This window comes from Pseudomonas sp. BT-42-2 (assembly GCF_025847435.2).
Classification (GTDB): Bacteria; Pseudomonadota; Gammaproteobacteria; order Pseudomonadales; family Pseudomonadaceae; genus Aquipseudomonas; species Aquipseudomonas urmiensis.
Window position 1 is genome coordinate 303556 of sequence record NZ_JAOYTM010000009.1, and the last position, 21843, is coordinate 325398.

The 21843-nt window shown below is 60.5% G+C and carries 22 protein-coding genes and 5 tRNA genes; 10 read left to right on the plus strand and 17 right to left on the minus strand.

Translation table 11 applies throughout. The features are described from left to right. Positions 1–20 precede the first annotated feature (20 nt). The 4 genes from flgA to OIU19_RS11445 all read left to right on the plus strand — a co-directional run bounded on the left by flgA (position 21) and on the right by OIU19_RS11445 (position 2579). Positions 21–773, plus strand: coding sequence for a flagellar basal body P-ring formation chaperone FlgA (gene flgA, locus OIU19_RS11430; RefSeq protein ID WP_264235078.1), 753 nt, complete (start codon positions 21–23; stop codon positions 771–773). 152 nt (positions 774–925) lie between these two features. After that, positions 926–1240: a flagellar biosynthesis anti-sigma factor FlgM gene (gene flgM, locus OIU19_RS11435; protein ID WP_264235079.1), complete on the plus strand. Its 315-nt coding sequence runs from the start codon at positions 926–928 to the stop codon at positions 1238–1240. A gap of 47 nt (positions 1241–1287) precedes the next feature. Continuing rightward, positions 1288–1755, plus strand: a complete 468-nt coding sequence (locus OIU19_RS11440; RefSeq protein WP_264235080.1) for a flagella synthesis protein FlgN — start codon at positions 1288–1290, stop codon at positions 1753–1755. 80 nt (positions 1756–1835) lie between these two features. Further along, positions 1836–2579 carry a flagellar brake protein gene (locus OIU19_RS11445; protein ID WP_264235081.1) on the plus strand — a complete coding sequence of 248 codons (744 nt, stop codon included), beginning with the start codon at positions 1836–1838 and terminating at the stop codon, positions 2577–2579. Positions 2580–2825: 246 nt separating this feature from the next. On the opposite strand, the gene OIU19_RS11450 is transcribed toward OIU19_RS11445, so the two are convergent. The 3 genes from OIU19_RS11450 to bkdR all read right to left on the minus strand — a co-directional run bounded on the left by OIU19_RS11450 (position 2826) and on the right by bkdR (position 6242). Beyond that, complete coding sequence (locus OIU19_RS11450; protein ID WP_264235082.1) at positions 2826–4157, minus strand: MFS transporter; 1332 nt, start codon at positions 4155–4157, stop codon at positions 2826–2828. Between the two features lie 128 nt (positions 4158–4285). Next, on the minus strand, positions 4286–5527 hold the full coding sequence (locus tag OIU19_RS11455; protein ID WP_264235137.1) for a glutamine synthetase family protein: 1242 nt from the start codon (positions 5525–5527) through the stop codon (positions 4286–4288). A 229-nt stretch (positions 5528–5756) separates the two neighbouring features. After that, the gene (bkdR, locus tag OIU19_RS11460; protein ID WP_027593063.1) at positions 5757–6242 is read right to left on the minus strand and encodes a Bkd operon transcriptional regulator BkdR; all 486 of its coding nucleotides are present in this window, start codon (positions 6240–6242) and stop codon (positions 5757–5759) included. Positions 6243–6439: 197 nt separating this feature from the next. Between bkdR and OIU19_RS11465 the strand changes: the two genes are divergently transcribed. Genes OIU19_RS11465 through lpdA form a run of 4 tightly spaced genes read left to right on the plus strand, consistent with a single transcriptional unit; the run spans position 6440 to position 11389 of the window. Then, positions 6440–7672, plus strand: coding sequence for a 3-methyl-2-oxobutanoate dehydrogenase (2-methylpropanoyl-transferring) subunit alpha (locus tag OIU19_RS11465; RefSeq protein ID WP_264235084.1), 1233 nt, complete (start codon positions 6440–6442; stop codon positions 7670–7672). Position 7673: 1 nt separating this feature from the next. Further along, positions 7674–8732, plus strand: coding sequence for an alpha-ketoacid dehydrogenase subunit beta (locus OIU19_RS11470; protein ID WP_264235085.1), 1059 nt, complete (start codon positions 7674–7676; stop codon positions 8730–8732). Then, positions 8733–10007, plus strand: a complete 1275-nt coding sequence (locus OIU19_RS11475) for a dihydrolipoamide acetyltransferase family protein (RefSeq protein ID WP_264235086.1) — start codon at positions 8733–8735, stop codon at positions 10005–10007. A 2-nt stretch (positions 10008–10009) separates the two neighbouring features. Further along, entirely contained in the window at positions 10010–11389 is a 1380-nt protein-coding gene (lpdA, locus tag OIU19_RS11480; protein ID WP_264235087.1) for a dihydrolipoyl dehydrogenase, read from the plus strand. A 58-nt stretch (positions 11390–11447) separates the two neighbouring features. On the opposite strand, the gene OIU19_RS11485 is transcribed toward lpdA, so the two are convergent. Next, positions 11448–12446 (minus strand): sensor domain-containing diguanylate cyclase, encoded by a 999-nt coding sequence (locus OIU19_RS11485; protein WP_264235088.1) that lies wholly within the window; start codon positions 12444–12446, stop codon positions 11448–11450. Positions 12447–12665: 219 nt separating this feature from the next. Between OIU19_RS11485 and OIU19_RS11490 the strand changes: the two genes are divergently transcribed. After that, positions 12666–13226, plus strand: a complete 561-nt coding sequence (locus OIU19_RS11490; RefSeq protein ID WP_264235089.1) for a hypothetical protein — start codon at positions 12666–12668, stop codon at positions 13224–13226. Positions 13227–13278: 52 nt separating this feature from the next. On the opposite strand, the gene ppk2 is transcribed toward OIU19_RS11490, so the two are convergent. The 6 genes from ppk2 to phnN form a co-directional block, all read right to left on the minus strand. Next, positions 13279–14088, minus strand: a complete 810-nt coding sequence (ppk2, locus tag OIU19_RS11495) for a polyphosphate kinase 2 (protein ID WP_264235090.1) — start codon at positions 14086–14088, stop codon at positions 13279–13281. Positions 14089–14136: 48 nt separating this feature from the next. Then, positions 14137–14586, minus strand: coding sequence for a YMGG-like glycine zipper-containing protein (locus tag OIU19_RS11500; RefSeq protein ID WP_186555926.1), 450 nt, complete (start codon positions 14584–14586; stop codon positions 14137–14139). Positions 14587–14708: 122 nt separating this feature from the next. Next, entirely contained in the window at positions 14709–15668 is a 960-nt protein-coding gene (locus OIU19_RS11505) for an HlyD family secretion protein (RefSeq protein WP_264235091.1), read from the minus strand. Positions 15669–15671: 3 nt separating this feature from the next. Next, entirely contained in the window at positions 15672–16043 is a 372-nt protein-coding gene (locus OIU19_RS11510) for a DUF3302 domain-containing protein (protein WP_186555924.1), read from the minus strand. Between the two features lie 123 nt (positions 16044–16166). After that, positions 16167–16243, minus strand: a tRNA-Arg gene (locus tag OIU19_RS11515). Positions 16244–16356: 113 nt separating this feature from the next. Continuing rightward, positions 16357–16968 carry a phosphonate metabolism protein/1,5-bisphosphokinase (PRPP-forming) PhnN gene (gene phnN, locus OIU19_RS11520; RefSeq protein WP_264235092.1) on the minus strand — a complete coding sequence of 204 codons (612 nt, stop codon included), beginning with the start codon at positions 16966–16968 and terminating at the stop codon, positions 16357–16359. Positions 16969–17313: 345 nt separating this feature from the next. On the opposite strand from phnN, the gene OIU19_RS11525 reads away from it, so the two are divergent. Continuing rightward, the gene (locus OIU19_RS11525; RefSeq protein ID WP_003254499.1) at positions 17314–17640 is read left to right on the plus strand and encodes an Arc family DNA-binding protein; all 327 of its coding nucleotides are present in this window, start codon (positions 17314–17316) and stop codon (positions 17638–17640) included. Between the two features lie 65 nt (positions 17641–17705). On the opposite strand, the gene mgtE is transcribed toward OIU19_RS11525, so the two are convergent. The 7 genes from mgtE to OIU19_RS11560 form a co-directional block, all read right to left on the minus strand. Next, entirely contained in the window at positions 17706–19148 is a 1443-nt protein-coding gene (gene mgtE / locus OIU19_RS11530; protein WP_186555922.1) for a magnesium transporter, read from the minus strand. A 412-nt stretch (positions 19149–19560) separates the two neighbouring features. Continuing rightward, a tRNA-Arg gene (locus OIU19_RS11535) sits at positions 19561–19637 on the minus strand. Positions 19638–19710: 73 nt separating this feature from the next. Then, a tRNA-Arg gene (locus OIU19_RS11540) sits at positions 19711–19787 on the minus strand. A gap of 72 nt (positions 19788–19859) precedes the next feature. After that, positions 19860–19936 (minus strand) — tRNA-Arg (locus tag OIU19_RS11545). A 107-nt stretch (positions 19937–20043) separates the two neighbouring features. Then, positions 20044–20134: transfer RNA gene (locus OIU19_RS11550), tRNA-Ser, on the minus strand. A 72-nt stretch (positions 20135–20206) separates the two neighbouring features. Then, positions 20207–20395, minus strand: coding sequence for a carbon storage regulator CsrA (csrA, locus tag OIU19_RS11555; protein WP_003254503.1), 189 nt, complete (start codon positions 20393–20395; stop codon positions 20207–20209). A 170-nt stretch (positions 20396–20565) separates the two neighbouring features. Then, positions 20566–21801, minus strand: a complete 1236-nt coding sequence (locus OIU19_RS11560; RefSeq protein WP_264235094.1) for an aspartate kinase — start codon at positions 21799–21801, stop codon at positions 20566–20568. Positions 21802–21843 lie beyond the last annotated feature (42 nt).

Sequence of the window (21843 nt, forward strand, 5' to 3'; positions counted from 1 at the left end):
GCTTTGCTTTTTTGAGCGCTATGTACACGAAAACGACATTTTTCCGACGACTGACGCGCCTGCTGGCCGGCCCCTTGGCCGTGTTGTGCCTGCTCGCCCCCAGCACTCGCACGCTGGCGGACGCAGTAACCTTGCCTGAACAGCTTATCGGTGTCACCCAAGGGTTTCTTGAATTCACCGTCGAAGATTACCTGGCCACCACCCAGACCCCGGGGCGTTACGAGATCCAGGTCAACACCCTCGACCCACGCCTGCGCATGCCGCTGTGCAGCCAGGCGCTGGACGCCTCGCTGGAAAGCCCGGCACAGCCGCTGGGTCGGGTCACGGTGCGGGTACGCTGTGACAGCAGCGCCCCGTGGACGGTGTTCGTCCCGGCGCAGGTCAAGCTGTTCCGTGAGGTGGTGGTGATGGTCCGTCCGCTCAAGCGCGAGAGCGTGGTGGGCGAAGGCGATGTCGCCCTGCGTGAACGCGACGTCGGCACGCTCAACCAAGGTTTTCTCACTGACCTCGACCAGGCGCTGGGCATGAAGCTGTTGCGCCCGGCCGTGCTTGATCAGGTCCTGACCCCGCAACACCTGGAACAGGCCGAGGTGATCCGTAAGGGCGATCACGTGGTGATCATCGCCCGCAGCGGCAGCCTGAGCGTGCGCATGCCCGGTGAAGCCCTGAGCAAGGGCGGCCTGAGCGAACAGATCCGGGTACGCAATCTGAACTCAAAACGCGTAGTAAAGGCGCGGGTCACCGGACCCGGGCAGGTCGAGGTGGCCATGTAGCAGGGCTGGCGGTAAGGAACCGCTTTACCTAAACTGTGTCAGAAAACGGGTTGCGCGAGCTTGCTGACAAGCGGCTATGCATTTGTGCCTAAAGTTTTTTTCGGGGTGGCCGAAAACAAGGCAAGCGTCCAAATACCCAGAGGTTTCTGATCATGGTCATCGACTTCAGTCGTTTGAATAACTCTCCGTCCGTTACGGGCGGCGTTCGCGGCACTGCCGCGACCGGCAACGCCGAAAAAACCGGCGAAACCAGTGAAGCGCCAGCGCGCTCCAGCGTCAGCGGAGAAGCGGTACACCTCAGCCAAGAGGCCCAGCAGTTGCAGAAGATCAGCGACAAGCTGCGCGATCAGCCGGTGGTCAACAGTGCCCGTGTGGCCGAGTTGAAGCAGGCAATCGCAGATGGCAGCTACCAGGTCGATGCCGGCCGGGTCGCCAGCAAACTGCTAGATTTCGAAGCTCAGCGCTGACCCTTCGTCGCGCTGACTTCTAGGACGCTTTAAGCCAAGAGCCAGCCATGCACGATACTACCCTGCTGCAATTGATCGAAGACGACATCGCCCCTACCCAGGAGCTGCTCGAGCTGCTACAGAGCGAAGCAGTGGCCCTGCATGGCCGGGAAATGGTCGCGCTGGAAGAAATCCTGGCGCGCAAACAGTCGTTGATCATTTTGCTCGAACAGCAGGGCCAGCGGCGCAACAACCTGCTCGCAAGCCTTGGCCTGAGTGCCAATCGTGCCGGCGTGCAGGCACTCGCGGCGCAGTCGCCGAATGGCGACTTGATCCTGCAGCAACTCGATGTGCTGACTCACCTGATGGACACCTGCCAGCAGGTCAACGAGACCAATGGCCGGATCATCCAGATGCAGCAGCAAGTCACGGCCAACCAGATCAGAATCCTCAACGGCGGCGATTCTCCGTCGCTGTACGATAGCCGTGGCGCGACCTCGCCATTGGCCAAGCCTCGGGCGCTCAGCCAAGTGTGATTATTTCTATCAAGGCACGGAACATACTGGCAAAATGCCGTTACTTGCGTGTGTTGTTTTTGCCTGGAGATTGATAACCCGTGTTCAATGAATCCGATGCTCCCCAGCCGCCCAAGGTGCTGAGCACTCCATTGGAGATCGCCGCCAACCTGCGCCAGCTGCTGGATAGCCACGATCCGCTGATCATCACCTTCCATGAGCGCAGCCAGCGATTCCAGAGCTACGTGGTGCATGTGGACCGTGACAGCAACACCCTGGCGCTGGACGAGATGATCCCGCGCGACGGCGAAAAATTCATCGAGAATGGCGAACCCTTCCGCGTCGAAGGCTTTCACGACGGTGTCCGTATAGCCTGGGAATGCAACACCCCGCTGACCATCACCGAAATCGACGGCCACCGCAGCTACCGTGGCCCACTGCCGGAAGAAGTCACCTATCACCAGCGGCGTAATGCCTTCCGCGCTGCGTTGAAGCTGTCGCAACTGGTCGATGTCACGCTCGATGGCACTCACCTCAAGGGCAATGGCGCACTGCGTGGCAAGCTGCTGGATATTTCCGCCACCGGCTGCAAGATGCGCTTTGACGGCAACGTCGAAGAGCGCCTGCAACTGGGGCAGGTGTATGAACGCTTCAAGGCAGCCAGCCCGCTGGGGCTGAACGATGTGATGGTGGAGTTGCGTCACCTGCATTACGAAGAGCGGATCAACACGACGTTTGCCGGTGTGCGCTTCCACAACCTCAATGGTCAGGCGCAGCGCAAGATCGAGAGTTTTGTCTACCAGTTGCAGCGTGAGGCGCGGCGGTTCGACAAAGACGATTATTGATTTTGCTGCAGAAATGAAAAAGCCACCTGAGGGTTAATGCTGTTTACTTAAGATTTTGGGGCCGCTTTGCGCCCCTTCGCGGGCAAGCCCGCTCCCACAGGTACGGCGCCGCTCGGACAGTCGGCGCCGTACCTGTGGGAGCGGGCTTGCCCGCGAAGGGGCGCAAAGCGGCCCCAAACAGGCGACAAGGGCCTTAAGTGAACAGCATTAACCCGAGAGTGGCTTTTCTATTTGTGCGGGCAGGATTCAAGCCGGCTTGTCGACTTGCGCCGCAGGCATGTCCTGCTCTTGCTGCTCATCCTCGGTATCTTCTGCCGCAATCGGCGCCTGCATCACATCTTGCACCGTCTGCTCATCGACCCGTGGGTCAAGGGCTGCCGACAGCGGCGAGCCAGCGGCCGGCATCGCCACGTGGCCCAGCGGTGCGTCTTGCACCTGGTGCAAGCCAGTGACGGCTTTAGGCCGAATGCGCCATACCAGCACCAAGGCGAAGAACAAGAAGAACGCATAGAGCATCTGCGGCCCCAACAGCTTCATCAGCACCCCCGCCGCCAACGGCCCGATACAAGCGCCCACGCCATAGGTCACCAGCAGCATGGCGGTCAGCGAGACCCGCCGCTCACTCTCCACATGGTCGTTGGAAAACGCCACCGCCAAGGGATACAGGCAGAACTGCAGCAAGGAAATCACAAAGCCAATGGCGAACAGGACCTCCAGCGGCACACTGGGCAAGATCGCCAGCGGCGCCGCCGCCAGCGCCAGCCCCACCGCCGCACTGCGGATCAACACCGCACGGTCGTAGCGATCAGACAGCCAGCCCAGCGGCCACTGCACCACCAGCCCGGCAAAGATGCAGCAGCCCATGAACAGACCGATCTGCTCGGTGCTCAAGCCTTGGCTGGAGGCATACAGCGGCGCCAGACCATAGAACGAGCCGACGATCAGCCCCGAGCCGAGCACCGTACTCAACGACTGCGGGACCCGCTTGATGAAGAACTTCGGCTCCATCGGCGCCGGCCGCAGGGGCGCCGGGTGAATCCGCCGGGTCATGGCCACCGGCACCAGGCACAGGGCAAAGCACATGGCGACCAACATCAACAGCTCTGGGCCAAGCTCAGGGTGCACGACCAGGATCAACTGACCGAGCACCAGGCCCAGGTACGAGGCGATCATGTAGCCACTGAATACCGCACCGCGTTGCTTGGCGTCGGCCTGCTCGTTGAGCCAGCTCTCGATCACCATGTACTGGCACATCATCCCCAGGCCGACGATCATCCGCAGGCCCACCCATACCGGTAGCAAGTCGGTCAGGCCATGGCCCAGCACCGCTGCGCCGACGATGCCGGCGCAGGTGGCATAGGCGCGAATATGCCCCACCCGCCCGATCAGCCGGTGACCGATCTTGCCGCCCAGCGCCAGGCCGAAGTAGTTGGCCGCCATCAGCGCACCGACCCACAGGCTGTCGACATGGTCGGCAGCCAGGCGCAGGGCCAGGTAGGTACTCAACAGGCCCGAGCCGATCAGCATCATCAGGGCGGCGAAATACAGCGAACGAAAAGACTTCCAGATCTGTCGCATGCGTCCCGAAGGGCTCCCTGGTCAGGTGGAGGGGGTGCTGGCAAGCATAAGGGCAAATCCGTGGCGGCGCAGGCCCCCACCACGGAAAAAACTCATGCCGGACGTGTCCAGTGTCAGTTGTGTCGCGATCAGGCTTGTGCCGCCAGCACGCGGCGCTCCCACGGGGTGATCTCATCGAAGAAATCGCTCAGCTCCAGGGTCTTGGTCGCGACATAGCCTTCGATGAACTCCTTGCCGAACAGTTCCCGCGCCAGCGTGCTGCGCTTGAGCCGCTCCAGCGCCGCATGCAGGGTACAGGGTAGGCTCAGGTGCTCCGGCACTTCGAATTCACCTTGGATCACCGGCGTCGGCTGCAACTGCCGCTCGATGCCGTGCAAGCCGGCACCCAGGCTGGCGGCGATCGCCAGGTAGGGGTTGGCGTCGGCGCCGGGCAAGCGGTTTTCGACCCGACGCGCCAGCGGCGAACTGGCCGGAATGCGCAGGCCAGCGGCGCGGTTGTCTTGCGACCAGCAGGCGTTGTTGGGCGAGGCGTAGGGATGGCACAGGCGCTGATAGGAATTGACGTTGGGGGCGAACAACGCGGTGAAGTCCGCCATGCACGCCTGCAGGCCGCCGATGAAGTGATGGAAGATCTCGGTGGGCTGCCCTGCCGCATCACTGAAGACATTGCGCCCACTGCCGATCTCGACCAGGCTCTGATGGATGTGCATCGAGCTGCCTGGCGTTTTCGCCAATGGCTTGGCCATGCACACCACGGTCAAGCCATGCTTGAGCGCGACTTCCTTGAGCAGGTGCTTGAACAGGAACGTCTGGTCAGCCAACAGCAGCGGGTCGCCGTGCAGCAGATTGATCTCGAACTGGCTGACGCCCATCTCGTGCATGAAGGTGTCGCGCGGCAGGCCGAGTGCGGCCATGCAGCGGTACACCTCATTGAAAAATGGGCGCAAGCCGTTGTTGGAGCTGACGCTGAACGCCGAATGGCCCAATTCGCGGCGACCGTCCTTGCCCAGCGGTGGCTGGAACGGCTGGCCAGGGTCGCCATTAGGGGCGAAGACAAAGAATTCGAGCTCGGTGGCCACGACTGGCGCCAGGCCCAGTGCAGCATAACGGGCAATGACTGCCTTCAACTGGCCACGAGTCGACAACCCGGATGAGGCGCCATCGAGCTCGTTGGCATCGCAGATGGCCAGCGCCCGCGCCTCGTCGCTCCAAGGCAGGCGGTGGACCTGCGCGGGGTCGGCGACCAATGCCAGGTCGCCGTCGTCACCGCCGTAGAACGTGGCGGCGGGGTAACCGCCCATGATGCATTGCAGCAGCACCCCACGAGCCATTTGCAGGCGCCGGCCTTCGAGGAAACCTTCGGCTGTCATCACTTTGCCGCGCGGGACGCCATTGAGGTCAGGGGTTACGCACTCGATCTCAGCAACGCCCACGAGGTGCTCGGCGAAGGCGCGCAGGGCTTCGGTCGTCATGACTCTATCCTTGTCGTTTTTGTATGCCGGGGACGGCGACAAGCACAACATAGGCTGGGGGTGTTTAAAATATCAAGCAGCTGCTTGCGGATACATGCGGGTTTAGTGAACAGTCGTGGGGGTCAGATCACTCACGCAAGGTCATGCCATTGGCCGGCAGCGGCAAGGCGGTCTTGTAGCGCACCTGCTTGAGGGCAAAGCTGGAGCGAATGTTGGCCACTCCCGGCAAGCGCGTCAGGTAATCGAGAAACCGCTCCAGCGCCTGGATGCTCGGCAATAGCACCCGCAGCAGATAATCCGGATCGCCCGTCATCAGATAGCACTCCATCACCTCAGGCCGCTCGGCGATCTCTTCCTCGAAGCGGTGCAGCGACTGTTCGACCTGTTTCTCCAGGCTGACATGGATGAACACATTCACATCCAGTCCCAGCGCCTCAGGCGAGAGCAAGGTCACCTGCTGGCGAATCACCCCCAACTCCTCCATTGCCTTGACCCGGTTGAAACACGGCGTCGGTGACAGGTTCACCGAGCGCGCCAGCTCCGCGTTGGTGATCCGGGCGTTTTCCTGCAGGCTGTTGAGAATGCCGATATCCGTGCGATCGAGTTTGCGCATGAGACAAAATCACCTGATTTTTGTGTTTATCCGGAATGTTTATCTTCCCCTCAGGACAAACGCAATGAACTTGAGAGAAAAATTCTCCTGAGCTCCCTCTAACATGTAATTAGCGCTGACCTACCAGTCACGAGCCAGTAGTCAGCGGCGACCGCTTCAAAGCTCACAAAAACAACATCCGAGCGAGCGTAAACAGCATGAACGAGTACGCCCCCCTGCGTTTGCATGTGCCCGAGCCCACCGGCCGGCCAGGCTGCCAGACCGATTTTTCCTACCTGCGTCTGAACGATGCAGGCCTGGTACGTAAACCCCCTATTGATGTCGAGCCTGCCGAAACGGCAGACCTGTCCAAGAGCCTGGTCCGGGTTTTGGACGAAAACGGCAATGCCGTCGGCCCGTGGGCCGAGGACATTGACCCGCAGGTGCTGCGCCAAGGCATGCGCGCCATGCTCAAGACGCGCATCTTCGACAGCCGCATGGTGGTTGCCCAGCGCCAGAAGAAGATGTCCTTCTATATGCAGAGCCTGGGCGAGGAAGCCATTGGCAGCGGTCAGGCACTGGCCTTGAACCGCAGCGACATGTGCTTCCCGACCTACCGCCAACAGAGCATCCTGATGGCCCGCGACGTGTCGCTGGTGGACATGATCTGCCAGCTGCTGTCGAACACCCGCGACCCGCTCAAGGGCCGCCAGTTGCCGATCATGTATTCGGTCCGCGAAGCCGGCTTCTTCACCATCAGCGGCAACCTGGCCACCCAGTTCGTACAGGCGGTCGGCTGGGCCATGGCGTCGGCAATCAAGGGCGACACCAAGATCGCCTCGGCCTGGATCGGCGACGGCGCCACGGCCGAGTCGGACTTCCACACCGCCCTGACCTTCGCCCACGTCTACCGCGCGCCAGTGATTCTCAACGTGGTCAACAACCAGTGGGCGATTTCCACCTTCCAGGCCATTGCCGGTGGTGAGTCGACCACCTTCGCCGGACGTGGCGTAGGTTGTGGCATCGCTTCGCTGCGCGTCGATGGCAACGACTTCATCGCCGTCTACGCTGCCTCGCGCTGGGCCGCTGAACGTGCCCGTCGCGGCCTGGGTCCGACTTTGATCGAGTGGGTCACCTACCGCGCCGGCCCGCACTCGACTTCCGACGATCCGTCCAAGTATCGCCCCGCCGATGACTGGAGCCACTTCCCGCTGGGCGACCCGATCGCTCGCCTGAAGCAGCACCTGATCCAGATCGGCCAGTGGTCGGAGGAAGAACATCAAGCGGTGACTGCCGAGTTCGAAGCCGAGATTCTCAAGGCCCAGAAAGACGCCGAACAGTTCGGCACCTTGAGCGATGGACATATCCCAAGCGCCGCCTCGATGTTCGAGGACGTGTACAAGGAAATGCCCGAACACCTGCGCCGTCAGCGCCAAGAGCTGGGGGTCTGAGATGAACGATCACAGCAACAGCATCGACCTGGAAACCGCCATGTCCACCACCACCATGACCATGATCCAGGCCCTGCGCTCGGCCATGGATGTCATGCTTGAGCGCGACGACAATGTGGTGATCTACGGCCAGGACGTCGGCTACTTCGGCGGCGTGTTCCGTTGCACCGAAGGCTTGCAGACCAAGTACGGCAAATCGCGGGTGTTCGATGCGCCGATTTCCGAAAGTGGCATCGTCGGTACCGCCGTGGGCATGGGCGCCTATGGCCTGCGGCCGGTTGTGGAAATCCAGTTTGCCGACTACTTCTACCCGGCCTCCGACCAGATCGTCTCGGAGATGGCCCGCCTGCGCTACCGTTCGGCCGGCGAGTTCATTTCGCCACTGACCCTGCGCATGCCCTGTGGCGGTGGCATTTATGGTGGCCAGACCCACAGCCAGAGCCCAGAGGCGATGTTCACCCAAGTGTGCGGCCTGCGCACCGTGATGCCCTCCAACCCATATGACGCCAAAGGGCTACTGATCGCCTCGATCGAATGCGACGATCCGGTGATCTTCCTTGAACCCAAACGCCTGTACAACGGCCCGTTCGACGGCCACCACGACCGCCCGGTTACGCCCTGGTCCAAGCACGCCCAGAGCGCGGTGCCGGATGGTTACTACACGGTGCCACTGGACAAGGCGGCGATCACTCGCCCGGGTAACGACGTTACCGTACTGACCTATGGCACCACCGTGTACGTGTCGCAAGTCGCCGCCGAGGAAACCGGCGTCGACGCGGAAGTCATCGACCTGCGTAGCCTGTGGCCGCTGGACCTGGACACCATCGTCGAGTCGGTGAAGAAGACCGGCCGCTGCGTGGTGGTCCACGAAGCCACCCGCACCTGCGGCTTTGGCGCCGAGTTGGTATCGCTGGTTCAAGAGCACTGCTTCCATCACCTCGAAGCGCCGATCGAGCGCGTCACCGGTTGGGACACCCCCTACCCTCACGCGCAGGAATGGGCTTACTTCCCAGGCCCTTCACGGGTAGGTGCGGCATTGAAACGGGTCATGGAGGTCTGAATGGGCACGCACGTCATCAAGATGCCGGACATCGGTGAAGGCATCGCGCAGGTCGAGTTGGTGGAATGGTTCGTCAAGGTCGGCGATGTGATCGCCGAGGATCAGGTAGTCGCCGATGTCATGACCGACAAGGCTACAGTGGAAATCCCCTCGCCGGTCAGCGGCAAGGTCTTGGCCCTTGGCGGCCAACCTGGCGAAGTCATGGCGGTGGGCAGCGAGCTGATCCGCATTGAAGTCGAAGGCAACGGCAACCACGTCGACGCACCGCAGGCCAAGCCTGCGCAACAGCCAGCCCCGGCGCCCGCTGCGAGCACGCCTGAGCTGCGCCCCGAGCCAGCCGCCGTGGCCAGCCAGCCGGCCAGTAGCGCTGCTGCGGTGCCTATCGTGCCGCGCCAGGCCAATGAAAAACCACTGGCCTCCCCGGCTGTGCGCAAGCGCGCGCTGGATGCCGGTATCGAACTGCGTTATGTACATGGCAGCGGGCCTGCCGGACGCATCCTGCACGAAGACCTCGATGGCTTCATGAGCAAGCCACACACCAGCGCAGGGCAAGCGCCCAGCGGCTACGCCAAGCGCAGCGACAGCGAGCAGGTGGCGGTGATCGGCCTACGCCGCAAGATCGCCCAGCGCATGCAGGACGCCAAGCGCCGGGTCGCGCATTTCAGTTATGTCGAGGAGATCGACGTCACCGCCCTGGAAGCGCTGCGCCAGCAGCTCAACAAAAAGTATGCCGAAAGCCGCGGCAAGCTGACCTTGCTGCCATTCCTGGTACGCGCCATGGTCGTGGCCCTGCGCGATTTCCCGCAGATCAACGCCACCTACGACGACGAAGCCCAGGTCATCACCCGCCATGGTGCGGTCCACGTCGGTATCGCCACCCAGGGCGATAACGGCCTGATGGTGCCAGTGCTGCGCCACGCCGAAGCGGGCAACCTGTGGAGCAACGCCAGCGAGATCACTCGCCTGGCCCATGCGGCGCGCAACAACAAGGCCAGCCGCGAAGAACTGTCCGGCTCGACCATCACCCTGACCAGCCTGGGCGCCCTGGGCGGCATCGTCAGCACGCCGGTGGTCAACACTCCGGAAGTGGCGATCGTCGGCGTCAACCGCATGGTCGAACGGCCGGTGGTGATCGACGGCCAGATCGTCGTGCGCAAGATGATGAACCTGTCCAGCTCGTTCGACCACCGGGTGGTCGATGGCATGGATGCCGCCCTGTTCATCCAGGCCGTGCGCGGCCTGCTGGAACAGCCCGCCTGCCTGTTCGTGGAGTGAGCATGCAACAGATTATCAACACGACCCTGCTGATCATCGGTGGCGGCCCGGGGGGTTACATCGCCGCCATCCGCGCCGGGCAACTGGGCATCCCTACCGTGCTGGTCGAAGGCCAGGCGTTGGGCGGAACCTGCCTGAACATCGGCTGCATTCCGTCCAAGGCGCTGATCCATGTGGCCGAGCAGTATCACCAGACCTGCCAGCACAGCGCGCAATCAGCGTTGGGCATCAGTGTTTCTGCGCCGCGCCTGGACATCAGCCGCAGCGTGGCCTGGAAGGACGGCATCGTCGACCGCCTGACCAGCGGCGTCGCGGCCTTGCTGAAAAAGAATGGCGTTACGGTGATACATGGCTGGGCGAAGATCCTCGACGGCAAGAGTGTCGAAGTCGATGGCCAGCGCATCCAGTGCGATCACCTGCTGCTGGCCACAGGATCGAGCAGCGTCGAATTGCCGATGCTGCCGCTCGGCGGGCCGATCATCTCCTCGACCGAGGCACTGGCACCCAAGGCGCTGCCCACGCACCTGGTGGTGGTCGGCGGTGGCTATATTGGCCTGGAACTGGGCATCGCCTACCGCAAGCTAGGCGTGCAGGTCAGCGTGGTGGAAGCGCGCGAGCGCATCTTGCCGACTTACGATGCCGAGCTGACTGCACCAGTGGCCGAATCGCTGAAGAAGCTGGGCGTTAGCCTGCACCTGGACCATAGCGTCGAGGGCTACGAAAACGGTTGCCTGCTGGCCCGTGATAGCCAAGGGCAGCAACTGCGGGTCGAAGCTGACCAAGTCCTGGTGGCGGTGGGTCGCAGGCCGCGCACCCAGGGCTTCAACCTGGAAAGCCTGGGGTTGAAGATGAAGGGCGCTGCGGTGGCCGTGGATGAGCGCTGCCAAACCAGCATGCGCAACGTCTGGGCGATTGGCGACTTGGCCGGCGAACCCATGCTTGCCCATCGGGCCATGGCCCAGGGCGAGATGGTCGCTGAGTTGATCGCTGGCCACGCGCGACGCTTCGAGCCCACCGCGATTGCCGCAGTATGCTTCACCGATCCGGAACTGGTGGTGGTCGGCAAAACGCCGGAGCAGGCCAGCGAGCAAGGGCTGGACTGCATCGTCGCGCAGTTCCCGTTCGCGGCCAACGGCCGAGCCATGACCCTGGAATCGAAAACGGGCTTCGTGCGCGTGGTGGCTCGGCGCGACAACCACTTGATCCTTGGCTGGCAAGCCGTGGGCGTAGCCGTTTCGGAGCTGTCGACTGCATTTGCCCAATCATTGGAAATGGGCGCTCGCCTGGAAGACATCGCCGGCACCATCCACGCCCACCCGACCCTGGGTGAAGCGGTCCAGGAAACCGCATTGAGGGCGCTGGGCCAGGCTCTGCACATCTGACACTGAAGCGGCGAAGGCCGATTTGACCCGCTGCGCTAGCTGCTCCGCGGGTCTTTTTTTATTCGCTGATGACGTTCTTACCTGCTGCCTTGGCGCGGTACAGGGCTTTATCGGCTCGCCCGAGCAGCCCAGCTGGGTCTTCGCCTTGCTGGCACTGCACCACACCGTAACTAAGGGTCAGGCGGCAATCGCCGACCGGCTCGATCTGCTCCAGTGCCCGGCGAATCTTCGCAGCGAGCTCAAGCGCTTCATTCAAGGACGTTTGCGCCAGGACCACGGCAAACTCATCACCGCCCCAACGGGCCAGCAGGTCTTGCTCGCGCAAACACAGGCGAATGCGCTCGACCAATTCGATCAATGCCGCATCGCCACGGGCATGGCCATAGCGATCGTTGATCGGTTTGAAATCATCGACGTCCATGGCGAGCAGGGAAAACGGCTGACGAAAGCGTCGCGCCCGTTCACATTCTTGCTGCAAGGCCTTTTCCAGCCGATAGCGGTTGGCGATTCTGGTCAACGCATCGCGTTCAGCCAGTTCTCGGTTTTCATCCAGCTGGCGTTGCAGCTGCTGGTTGACCCAGGACAGCTCGCGGGTGCGCTCGGCGACCTGGGCTTCCAGGCTATGGTTTTTCTGTTCGAGTTCGGCCACCAGGCGCTTGCCCGCATCGATGTTGCGATGAGCACCGAGCATGCGCGCCACCGAGCCATCCGGGTTGTGGGCAATGATATGGCCACTGTCTTCGATCCACAGGTAACTGCCATCCTGGCAGCGGCAGCGGTACTCGATCCGGTAATGTTCATTACGCTGGTTGATGTAGGCCTCGAAGTGCGCCATCACCCGTGGATAATCTTCAGGGTGGATCACGCTTTCCCAGGTCAGCACGCTGTTATCCAGCGAATGGCTCTGGTAACCCAACATGGCGTACCAACCAGGGTTTCTATAGACGTAGCCGCTATTGGCGTCCCAATCCCAGATACCATCGCTGATCAGCTCGAACAGGGTGTGCAACTGCTGTTCACTGAAGCCGGCGGGTACCGGCCTTGATTCCTGACTCATGGACGCTCTCCGTAGTGTCCAGCAACTGCGCCCCTGTGCGGGGCTGCTGAGCAACATTGCTTTTGCCGCTGGCGGCAATCCTGTTCCTGTGCGTGGCAAGCATATTCCTACCGGGGTGGCGGCTGGAATACTCCCGATGGGCTATTTAGCCGTATTCCCAGGCTGGCACAGCTTTTGCCCCTTCTGCCCTGCCTTTGAATATTCCAAGGAGGAGTCACGATGATCAGCCTCAATGGGCTGGGCTGGCAGAATGCTGTACAGCCACAAAGCCGTATCGCTAACGAACAGGCCCTGGCCGAGGTCATGCCGGTACGCCAGACCGTCGCAACCAACACCACCGGCCAGCACAACAGCCAAGCCAACACCTCACAGCAAAACGCTGAAGATGCTCGCGAGGAAGCCTTCGCCAAGCTCAAGGTAGCGCTGCAAAATCCTGATATCAGCGCCCGCCAGCAGGCCAGTATCGGCACGCAGGACGGCAGTAATGCGCTGCAGGAGTTTCGCGACTACATGAGCAAGACCCCGGAGGAGAAAATCCAGGAGAAGATTCTTGCGCAGCTCGGCCTGACCCCTGAGGAGTTCGAGGCCCTGCCGCCAGAACAAAAGCAGAAGATCCTTGACCAGATCGCCCAGCGACTGAAAGAGGACATCGAGCTCAAGACCCAGGCCAAGCTTCAGCAACAGGCCCTGAATACGGCGGCAGCTGATCCGGGATCGAATCCGGCCGCGGCCCGGAGCGCAGAACAACACAAGGATCACCTGCACGTCATGGCCAGCTGATAGGCTGGCCGGGGCAGCGTAAACGGATACGCCCGCCCCTACCCGTTAGCACTCAGAATTTTTCTGCTACGCGCTTGAACTGATAATCCGACTCGCGATAGTTCCCGGGTTTCTGCCGCTTGGGCAACTTCACTTTCTCGCGTGGCACGTCCTTGTACGGGATTCGGCTGAGCAGATCGGCAATGATGTTGAGGCGGGCGCGGCGCTTGTCATTTGAGTCAGCGACAAACCAGGGGGCATGGCCGGTGTCAGACGCTCTGAACATCTCGTCCCGTGCGCGCGAATAGTCATACCAGCGGCTGTAGGACTTAAGGTCCATTGGCGACAGCTTCCATATTTTCCGCCCATCCTCGATGCGCGCCTCAAGGCGTCGGGTCTGCTCCTGCTCGCTGACTTCCAGCCAGTACTTGAGCAGTATCACCCCCGAATCAATGATCGCCCGCTCCACGCTTGGCACGGCATTGAGAAAGCTCTCGGCCTGCTCCTGGGTGCAAAAACCCATGACCCGCTCGACGCCGGCGCGGTTGTACCAACTGCGATCGAAGATCACTACCTCTCCTGCGGCAGGCAAATGCGGCAGATAGCGCTGCAGGTACATCTGGCTTTTTTCCCGGTCGTTCGGTGCTGGCAGGGCCACTACCCGAAACACGCGTGGGCTAACCCGCTCGGTCAGGGCCTTGATGGTCCCGCCCTTGCCCGCACCGTCACGGCCTTCGAAGATGATGCAGACCTTGATGCCCTTGGCTTTGACCCACTCCTGCAACTTGACCAACTCGACATGCAGATGACGCAGGTGTTCGAGGTAGTCCTTGTTCTTCAGTTTCTCGCCCTTCTGCGGTTTGCCTTTCTTGCTCTTGGACATGCCTATACCTCCTGGTGACACGTGGCTGGGTGCTGCGGGTCGCTGCACTCAAGGCGTGACCTGATAGCCCTTGCCTTGCAGGCAGCTGGTGTACGCGCTGGCATTGGTCGATTCAGCGTTATGGCGTTGCTGGCGACGTTCCTGGCGCTGCCTGGCGCCACCCACCACAGCACCGGCAGCCGCAGTCTCGCGTGCGCGGTTTTGTCGGTACTCCTGTTTCACGTCATCGTCGATACGGTCATAGACTTCTTCGTGCTGGTTGCCGCGAACCTGAGCGCCGACTGCCCCGGCCGTGGCGCCGACCGCCGCACCTCTGAGCCGACCACCCGAGGCAGGCGGGGTGCTGCTGGCGCTGTTGGCAATGGAGTGGCATTCACTGATGTCAGCTTGAGTCTGCTGTGAGTTCTGGCCGCGCAAGGGCACCACAGATTCGGCTACCCCTTGGGCACTAGCCAGCAGCAAGGCGATAAAAAGGCTGAGCGACGATGGCCTGAGCATGATGATTTTTGCAACCTGCGCCTGAAAGCGGGTGAGAGGAAACAGCCTGGTTCAGTGTAGGTCGCGCTCCCTACCCTGCCTGCATCTACCGCCCAGCGGTGCGCCGAGGGTCGGCGTTGCCATCAGTGGAACGGGAAGATGTAGTTCATCCAGGCCGACATGCGCAGAAGAATCTTACGCATGGTGCCGATGTGTTCGAAGTGCTTGCTGTAGATCGCCGCCTGGCCATAAGCGCCGCCCGGCATCTGCGCGCTGTACTGGGCAAACGCCGGATCGGTGATTTCGATGATCACCGGCACCCGCCCAGGCGGTGGCGAGCCGGTGTAGCTCACCAGCGTGCCAGAAGGCTGCACCTGGCCTTCGGCAATTACCGTGATGACACTCTTCACCCGGCCTTTGAACACCTTGCCCGGGATGCCATCGAACGCCACTTCCGCTTCATCGCCCGCGACCAGGCGCAGCAGGCTGTTCTGGCGCATCCACGCAGCGAAGTACTGGCCCTCCTGCGGGATGAACACCATCGACGGGCGCAGTGGCAAACGCGTCGCCATCATCCCGCGCCGCAGTGACACATGGGTGACAAAGCCCTTGCTCGGGGCGCGTACCACGGTGTTGTCCAGCTCGAACTGGGCATTGTCGATCTGCGCCTGCAGGTCGCCGACCCGGGCCAGCGCTGCTTCTTGCTCACGCCGGGTGCCGAAATTGCGCTTGATCAGCTCGTTAATGCGAAACAGATCGCCCCTTGCCGCCACCTGCTGGGCCTTGAGCGATTGCAGGCGGTACTGAAAAGGCGCGGGATCGATGCGAAACAGTACATCGCCCTCCTGCAAGAGCTCGTTGCCCTTGACCGGCACATCAATCACCTTGCCGCTGACCACTGGCACCACCGGCACTGAAACGAAATAAGAACGCGCCACCTCCGAATAAGGGTGGTTGTAGTTCATGGTGAAAATCAGTGCGCCGATCATCACCACACCGCCCAATACGGCGGTGGGCACAGTCCACTTGTTCAGCGGAATGTTGAACAGCTTGAAGATTGCAATGCAGATCGCGGCGTAGGTGAGGATCAGCAGCAGGTCCATGGTCTAGATCCCCCCGCCGGACTCGTACTCACTGTCTCGAGGGTTGGCCTGCCTCGCTTCCAGATGCGCCACACGCTGTTGCAGTTCGACGATCTGCTGCTGCAACTCAGCTGCTGGGCTATGGCGATCCAAGCCTGTGCTTGTACCAATGCCCCAGCCGCGATCCTCGCGGTAGAGCATTGCCCAGATCCACAGGAACGGCCATAACGCGTGCAGGGTGAACAAGCTGACCCAACCGGTGGCGTGGATAGCGTCTTGGTGCGGATGGTTGCGATGAACGGCAATTTCGTAAGGGATGTCGTGCAGCACGATGATGCCGTAGAACAACACCAGACCTGCGAAAATCAACACACCGAGTGCGAAGTAATCAAGCATGGCTGCTCCGTACATCCAAAAGAGAGATGTGGTGGAAGCAGTTTAGACAAGCTTGGCCTAACTATTAGGCTGAGTCGCTGGAACCAGCGTCAAAGGCAAAAAAGACGAGCGATAGAGATGATATGGTGTCCCAGGGCAGGTTCGAACTGCCAACCTTCCCCTTAGGAGGGGGATGCTCTATCCAATTGAGCTACTGAGACACAGTTGCCGTCAATGACTGACGAACGGGCGTGACGGCGAGCATGTTAACCAGCAGGCTGGCGTTTGTCATGCTTGATTCGGGCTTTTTGCAGGTAATCCCTTTCTCTGAGTTCTAGCAGGCGTGGCCCTGCTCTACGGCCTCAAGCAAGCCCTGCTGATGCAACAAGTCAAATAATCCCATCACCGCCTTGTGCAACGTCCCCGAGTTATCCAGCACCTGCACACTCTGATCGTCCTGCTTGGCTAACTGGGCATTACGTTGCAGGCGGCGCTCGATCTCTTCGAGCGTTTCCCGACCGCGCGCCAGCAGCCGTTGCCGTAGCACCTGCGGAGCAACATCCAGGCGAATGGCCAGTAGATCAGGGTAGCGCCGACGGGCCTCAGCCAGGTAAGCACGCGAGCCATTGACCAAAACGTGATGCCCCGCCTCCAACCAACGATCAATCTGCGCAGGAATGCCGTACGCAAGGCCATTGGCCCGCCAATGCATGGCAAACTGCCCCGCCTCGCGCATTGCTTCGAATTGGTCCTGGGTCACGCCGTGAGCTGATTCGCCCTTGGCCTCGGCCGAGCGGGTAATGACCCTACGGGCAACTTCGACGCCGTGTGTAGTCAATTTCGCGCGAGCGGCGTCAATCAGGGAATCTTTTCCCGATCCAGAGGGTCCAACCAGGAATATCAGGCGCCCTGTCTTAGTCGGAACGCCGCTTGCGTCATGTTGCATAGCCACTATGCTCTCTAGTAGGGAACCTGCGCATTCTAGGTGTTTTCCCCTGCCTTTGCCGACCGTTACCAGATTTTGACGACAAAGGTCTGACGTCAAAGACCATCCGACTAAAGCAAAACTTTTCAAACCAGTGCTCATTTCTGATAATTGGTACTGGCAAAAAGCCTTTATCCGGATCACTATTTGTCACAGAATTGACGCCAAGGAAACGGCGACATTGAGGCAAGATGAGCACCCAAAATTACATCACGGTTGAACATTTTGTCGTCGCCACGGTCGTACTTCCACCGTGCGGCCAATTTGAGAACCGCTTCCCCTGAACCAGTAAACCGGTCAATTTATATGCGCCCAATGAAACAGGCTATCTATTCGAGCCGCACCGCTGACAAGTTTGTCGTCCGCCTGCCTGACGGGATGCGTGAGCGCATTGCCGAGGTAGCCCGCAACCATCACCGCAGCATGAACTCCGAGATCATCGCCCGCCTGGAACAGAGCCTTATCCAGGAAGGCGCACTGGGCGACGAGCTGAGCATGCGTTTGGATAGCCCCGAGCTGAGCCTGCACGAGCGCGAGCTGTTGCAGCGCTTCCGGCAGCTCTCTCACCGCCAGCAGAATGCCCTGGTGGCACTGATCGCCCACGACGTGGAGATGGCCGCTGACGCGTCCTGACCCCTTCCAGCGATCAAAAAAAGAGCCAGCTTATGCTGGCTTTTTTTCGTCTGGAGTTTGTTCACTCACATGAGGAACAAGGTGGCCAAGCCAAGGAAGATGAAGAAACCACCACTGTCGGTCACTGCAGTGATCATCACGCTCGCGCCCATTGCCGGGTCGCGCCCCAGACGTGCCAGGGTCATTGGAATCAATACGCCCATCAATGCTGCCAACAGCAGGTTCAAGGTCATCGCCCCGGTCATTACCAGCCCGAGGGACCAGCTACCGTAGAGCCAGTACGCCACCGCCCCGATCACCCCACCCCAGATCAGGCCGTTTATCAGAGAAACCGCCAGCTCTTTGCGCATTAGCCGCGCGGTGTTGCCAGGGCTGACTTGGTCCAGGGCCATGGCGCGGACGATCATGGTGATGGTCTGGTTGCCCGAGTTGCCGCCAATGCCCGCCACGATCGGCATCAATGCCGCGAGCGCCACCAGTTTCTCGATGGAACCTTCGAACAGTCCGATCACCCGCGAAGCGAGAAACGCAGTCACCAGATTGATCGCCAGCCACGCCCAACGGTTGCGCAGCGAACGCCAGACCGAGGCGAAGATGTCTTCCTCTTCGCGCAGACCGGCCATGTTGAGGACTTCGCTCTCGCTCTCCTCACGAATCAGGTCGACCATTTCGTCGATGGTCAGACGGCCGATCAGGCGGTCGCTCTTGTCTACCACCGGCGCGGAAACCAAGTCGTAACGCTCAAAGGCCTGGGCCGCATCGTAGGCATCTTCGTCCGGATGGAACGACACCGGATCGGTCGCCATTACTTCGGCCACCTGCTTGTCCGGGTCGTTGACCAGCAGGCGCTTGATCGGCAGCACGCCCTTGAGGATGCCGTCGTAGTCGACTACGAACAGTTTGTCGGTGTGGCCAGGCAGCTCTTTGAGACGGCGCAGGTAACGCAATACCACCTCAAGGCTGACGTCTTCGCGGATGGTGACCATCTCGAAGTCCATCAGCGCACCCACTTGCTCCTCATCGTAGCTCAGGGCCGAACGGACGCGTTCGCGCTGCTGGGCATCGAGGGTTTCCATCAGCTCATGAACGACATCACGCGGCAGCTCAGGAGCGAGGTCCGCCAGTTCGTCAGCGTCCATCTCCTTGGCGGCGGCGAGCAGCTCGTGATCGTCCATGTCGGCGATCAGGGTCTGACGGACCGCGTCGGATACCTCAAGGAGGATGTCGCCATCGCGCTCGGAGCGAACCAGCTGCCATACGGTCAGACGGTCGTCGAGCGGCAGGGCTTCGAGAATGTAGGCGATGTCGGCAGGGTGCAGATCGTCGAGCTTGCGCTGCAGCTCAACCAGATTCTGGCGGTGGACAAGATTTTCCACCAGGTCATGGTGATGACCTTCCTGACGATGAGTCAGGTCTTCAACTACCCGCTGGCGCTGCAATAGATCGATCACCTGAGCCAGGCGATCCTGCAGGCTCTCTTGGGCTTTCTTTACTTCTACTTCGGTCATAGGCGAACTCCACTCCCAGCAGCGGAGCACGCCGGGGGAATCAATCGGTCAGATCTAACTTGGCAAATCGTGTTAGGGAGTAACTACTGGGTAAGTCCATGGTGGTATTCCACAAGCCCCGGCGGGGCTGACGGGCGCAATCATACACTGCAAAAGCTGTCAGATCGCTTAAATTTTTGGCAAGAACAATCGTTTGCGCGATAAAGCTATGACAACGCTCGAAGCCATCAGTGCGACGGCGGCTGCCTATAAAAAAGCACAAGGACAATGCTCAAGCCGTGAGGTAATGATTGCCTGGCTAAGCGCTGCAGCCCTAGTGGGCTTATCTGAGAGTCTAGCTGGACATCACTGACAATTCAGTGAATAGCGGAAAACAAAAAGCCCGCTATAAAAGCGGGCTTTTTGCTGTATATGGTGGACTCAGCAGGATTCGAACCTGCGACCGCTCGGTTCGTAGCCGAGTACTCTATCCAGCTGAGCTATGAGTCCAAGTTGGTAGTTTTAGACCAGGTTACCACTGGTTGAAACAAGGCGACCGTGCAAGCACAATCGCCGTGCTATATGGTGGACTCAGCAGGATTCGAACCTGCGACCGCTCGGTTCGTAGCCGAGTACTCTATCCAGCTGAGCTATGAGTCCAAGTTGGTAGTTTTAGACCAGATTACCACTGGTTAAACAATCCGACCCTGCAAGCAAAATCGTCATGTTGTATGGTGGACTCAGCAGGATTCGAACCTGCGACCGCTCGGTTCGTAGCCGAGTACTCTATCCAGCTGAGCTATGAGTCCAATTCTTGCCGCGCATTATAGTTCGCTTTACCGTTTTGACAAGTGCTTTTTCGTTTAAAATCAACGACTTAGCAATCTTGTCCAGCTGAAGCGCCCTACGCAAATAATGGCGGTGAAGGGGGGATTCGAACCCCCGATACCCTTATGAGGTATACTCCCTTAGCAGGGGAGCGCCTTCGGCCACTCGGCCACCTCACCGCAACACGAGGCGAATATTAAACAGCCTCCTCCTCGTTTGCAACCCTTTTTTTGAAAAAAACTTCAAAAGAATTAAAGGCTTGGCTCCTCATCCTTCTCTTTCTTGATTCGCAGGTAGATTTCCTCGCGGTGAACGGCCACTTCCTTAGGGGCGCTGACGCCAATACGCACCTGGTTGCCTTTGACACCCAGGACCGTAACGGTGATCTCACCGTCACCAATGATCAGGCTCTCGGCGCACCGACGAGTCAGAATCAACATAGCTTTCTCCTTACGCAGTTCAATCAGGGATAACAGTCTGTGGTAGCCGGGCCGTGCACTAGGGACGAAGGCAGGGCCCGTGTGGCTGCCATAGTGAGTAGGACAGGACTCTCCATGGCATCCAGAAACGCGAAGGGCGCGGCAAGCCGCGCCCTTCCCCAGGCAGCGCCTTACTCGCCCTGACGGGCAGGGGCGTCCAGCTCGAATGCGGTGTGCAGAGCACGCACCGCCAGCTCCAGGTACTTCTCTTCGATGACCACCGAGACCTTGATCTCGGAGGTGGAGATCATCTGGATGTTGATGCTCTCCTTGGCCAGCGCTTCGAACATGCGGCTGGCAACACCGGCGTGCGAGCGCATGCCAACACCAACGATGGACACCTTGGCGATCTTGGTGTCGCCGATCACTTCACGGGCACCGATCTCACGAGCGGTGTTCTCCAGTACCTTGAGCGCCGCTTCGTATTCGTTGCGGTGCACAGTGAAGGTGAAGTCGGTGGTGTTATCGTGCGCGACGTTCTGCACGATCATGTCCACTTCGATGTTCGAAGCGCTGATCGGGCCGAGGATCTTGAAAGCAACGCCCGGGGTATCCGGTACGCCACGAATGGTCAGCTTGGCCTCATCACGGTTGAAGGCGATACCGGAAATGATCGGCTGTTCCATGGATTCCTCTTCATCAATGGTAATGAGGGTACCTGGACCCTCCTTGAAGCTGTGCAGCACGCGCAGCGGGACGTTGTACTTGCCGGCGAACTCCACCGAGCGAATCTGCAGCACCTTGGAACCGAGGCTGGCCATTTCCAGCATCTCTTCGAAGGTGATCTTCTCCAGGCGACGGGCCTGGGGCACCACACGCGGGTCGGTGGTGTAGACGCCGTCGACATCGGTGTAGATCTGGCATTCGTCGGCCTTGAGCGCCGCGGCCAGGGCAACACCGGTGGTGTCCGAGCCGCCACGGCCCAGAGTGGTAATGCTGCCGTGCTCGTCGACACCCTGGAAACCAGCAACCACCACCACGCGACCTGCCTTGAGGTCGGCACGGATCTTGTGGTCGTCGATCTGCAGGATGCGCGCCTTGTTGTGCGCGCTGTCGGTGAGGATGCGCACCTGGTTACCGGTGTAGGACACCGCATCCACGCCACGCTTGATCAAGGCCATGGCCAGCAGGGCAATTGTCACCTGCTCGCCGGTCGAGACGATCACATCCAGTTCACGCGGAACCGGCTTGTCGCTGATCTGCTTGGCCAGGTCCAGCAGGCGGTTGGTTTCCCCGCTCATGGCCGACAGCACAACCACCAGGTCATCGCCCGCGTCACGGAATTTCTTGACCTTGTCGGCAACCTGCTCGATTCGTTCGATGGAACCGACAGAGGTGCCGCCAAATTTCTGTACGATCAACGCCATTTCAAAGCTGCCTCTGCCCACGATGGGCACCCAATAATCAAT

What these genes read in the sequence shown, in the direction of transcription:
- flgA (WP_264235078.1), top strand. Translation starts at nt 21, where the DNA reads ATGTACACGAAAACGACATTTTTCCGACGACTGACGCGCCTGCTGGCC.
- flgM (WP_264235079.1), top strand. Translation starts at nt 926, where the DNA reads ATGGTCATCGACTTCAGTCGTTTGAATAACTCTCCGTCCGTTACGGGC.
- OIU19_RS11440 (WP_264235080.1), top strand. Translation starts at nt 1,288, where the DNA reads ATGCACGATACTACCCTGCTGCAATTGATCGAAGACGACATCGCCCCT.
- OIU19_RS11450 (WP_264235082.1), bottom strand. Translation starts at nt 4,157, where the DNA reads ATGCGACAGATCTGGAAGTCTTTTCGTTCGCTGTATTTCGCCGCCCTG.
- OIU19_RS11455 (WP_264235137.1), bottom strand. Translation starts at nt 5,527, where the DNA reads ATGACAGCCGAAGGTTTCCTCGAAGGCCGGCGCCTGCAAATGGCTCGT.
- bkdR (WP_027593063.1), bottom strand. Translation starts at nt 6,242, where the DNA reads ATGCGCAAACTCGATCGCACGGATATCGGCATTCTCAACAGCCTGCAG.
- OIU19_RS11465 (WP_264235084.1), top strand. Translation starts at nt 6,440, where the DNA reads ATGAACGAGTACGCCCCCCTGCGTTTGCATGTGCCCGAGCCCACCGGC.
- OIU19_RS11470 (WP_264235085.1), top strand. Translation starts at nt 7,674, where the DNA reads ATGAACGATCACAGCAACAGCATCGACCTGGAAACCGCCATGTCCACC.
- OIU19_RS11475 (WP_264235086.1), top strand. Translation starts at nt 8,733, where the DNA reads ATGGGCACGCACGTCATCAAGATGCCGGACATCGGTGAAGGCATCGCG.
- lpdA (WP_264235087.1), top strand. Translation starts at nt 10,010, where the DNA reads ATGCAACAGATTATCAACACGACCCTGCTGATCATCGGTGGCGGCCCG.
- OIU19_RS11485 (WP_264235088.1), bottom strand. Translation starts at nt 12,446, where the DNA reads ATGAGTCAGGAATCAAGGCCGGTACCCGCCGGCTTCAGTGAACAGCAG.
- OIU19_RS11490 (WP_264235089.1), top strand. Translation starts at nt 12,666, where the DNA reads ATGATCAGCCTCAATGGGCTGGGCTGGCAGAATGCTGTACAGCCACAA.
- ppk2 (WP_264235090.1), bottom strand. Translation starts at nt 14,088, where the DNA reads ATGTCCAAGAGCAAGAAAGGCAAACCGCAGAAGGGCGAGAAACTGAAG.
- OIU19_RS11500 (WP_186555926.1), bottom strand. Translation starts at nt 14,586, where the DNA reads ATGCTCAGGCCATCGTCGCTCAGCCTTTTTATCGCCTTGCTGCTGGCT.
- OIU19_RS11505 (WP_264235091.1), bottom strand. Translation starts at nt 15,668, where the DNA reads ATGGACCTGCTGCTGATCCTCACCTACGCCGCGATCTGCATTGCAATC.
- OIU19_RS11510 (WP_186555924.1), bottom strand. Translation starts at nt 16,043, where the DNA reads ATGCTTGATTACTTCGCACTCGGTGTGTTGATTTTCGCAGGTCTGGTG.
- phnN (WP_264235092.1), bottom strand. Translation starts at nt 16,968, where the DNA reads ATGCAACATGACGCAAGCGGCGTTCCGACTAAGACAGGGCGCCTGATA.
- OIU19_RS11525 (WP_003254499.1), top strand. Translation starts at nt 17,314, where the DNA reads ATGCGCCCAATGAAACAGGCTATCTATTCGAGCCGCACCGCTGACAAG.
- mgtE (WP_186555922.1), bottom strand. Translation starts at nt 19,148, where the DNA reads ATGACCGAAGTAGAAGTAAAGAAAGCCCAAGAGAGCCTGCAGGATCGC.
- csrA (WP_003254503.1), bottom strand. Translation starts at nt 20,395, where the DNA reads ATGTTGATTCTGACTCGTCGGTGCGCCGAGAGCCTGATCATTGGTGAC.
- OIU19_RS11560 (WP_264235094.1), bottom strand. Translation starts at nt 21,801, where the DNA reads ATGGCGTTGATCGTACAGAAATTTGGCGGCACCTCTGTCGGTTCCATC.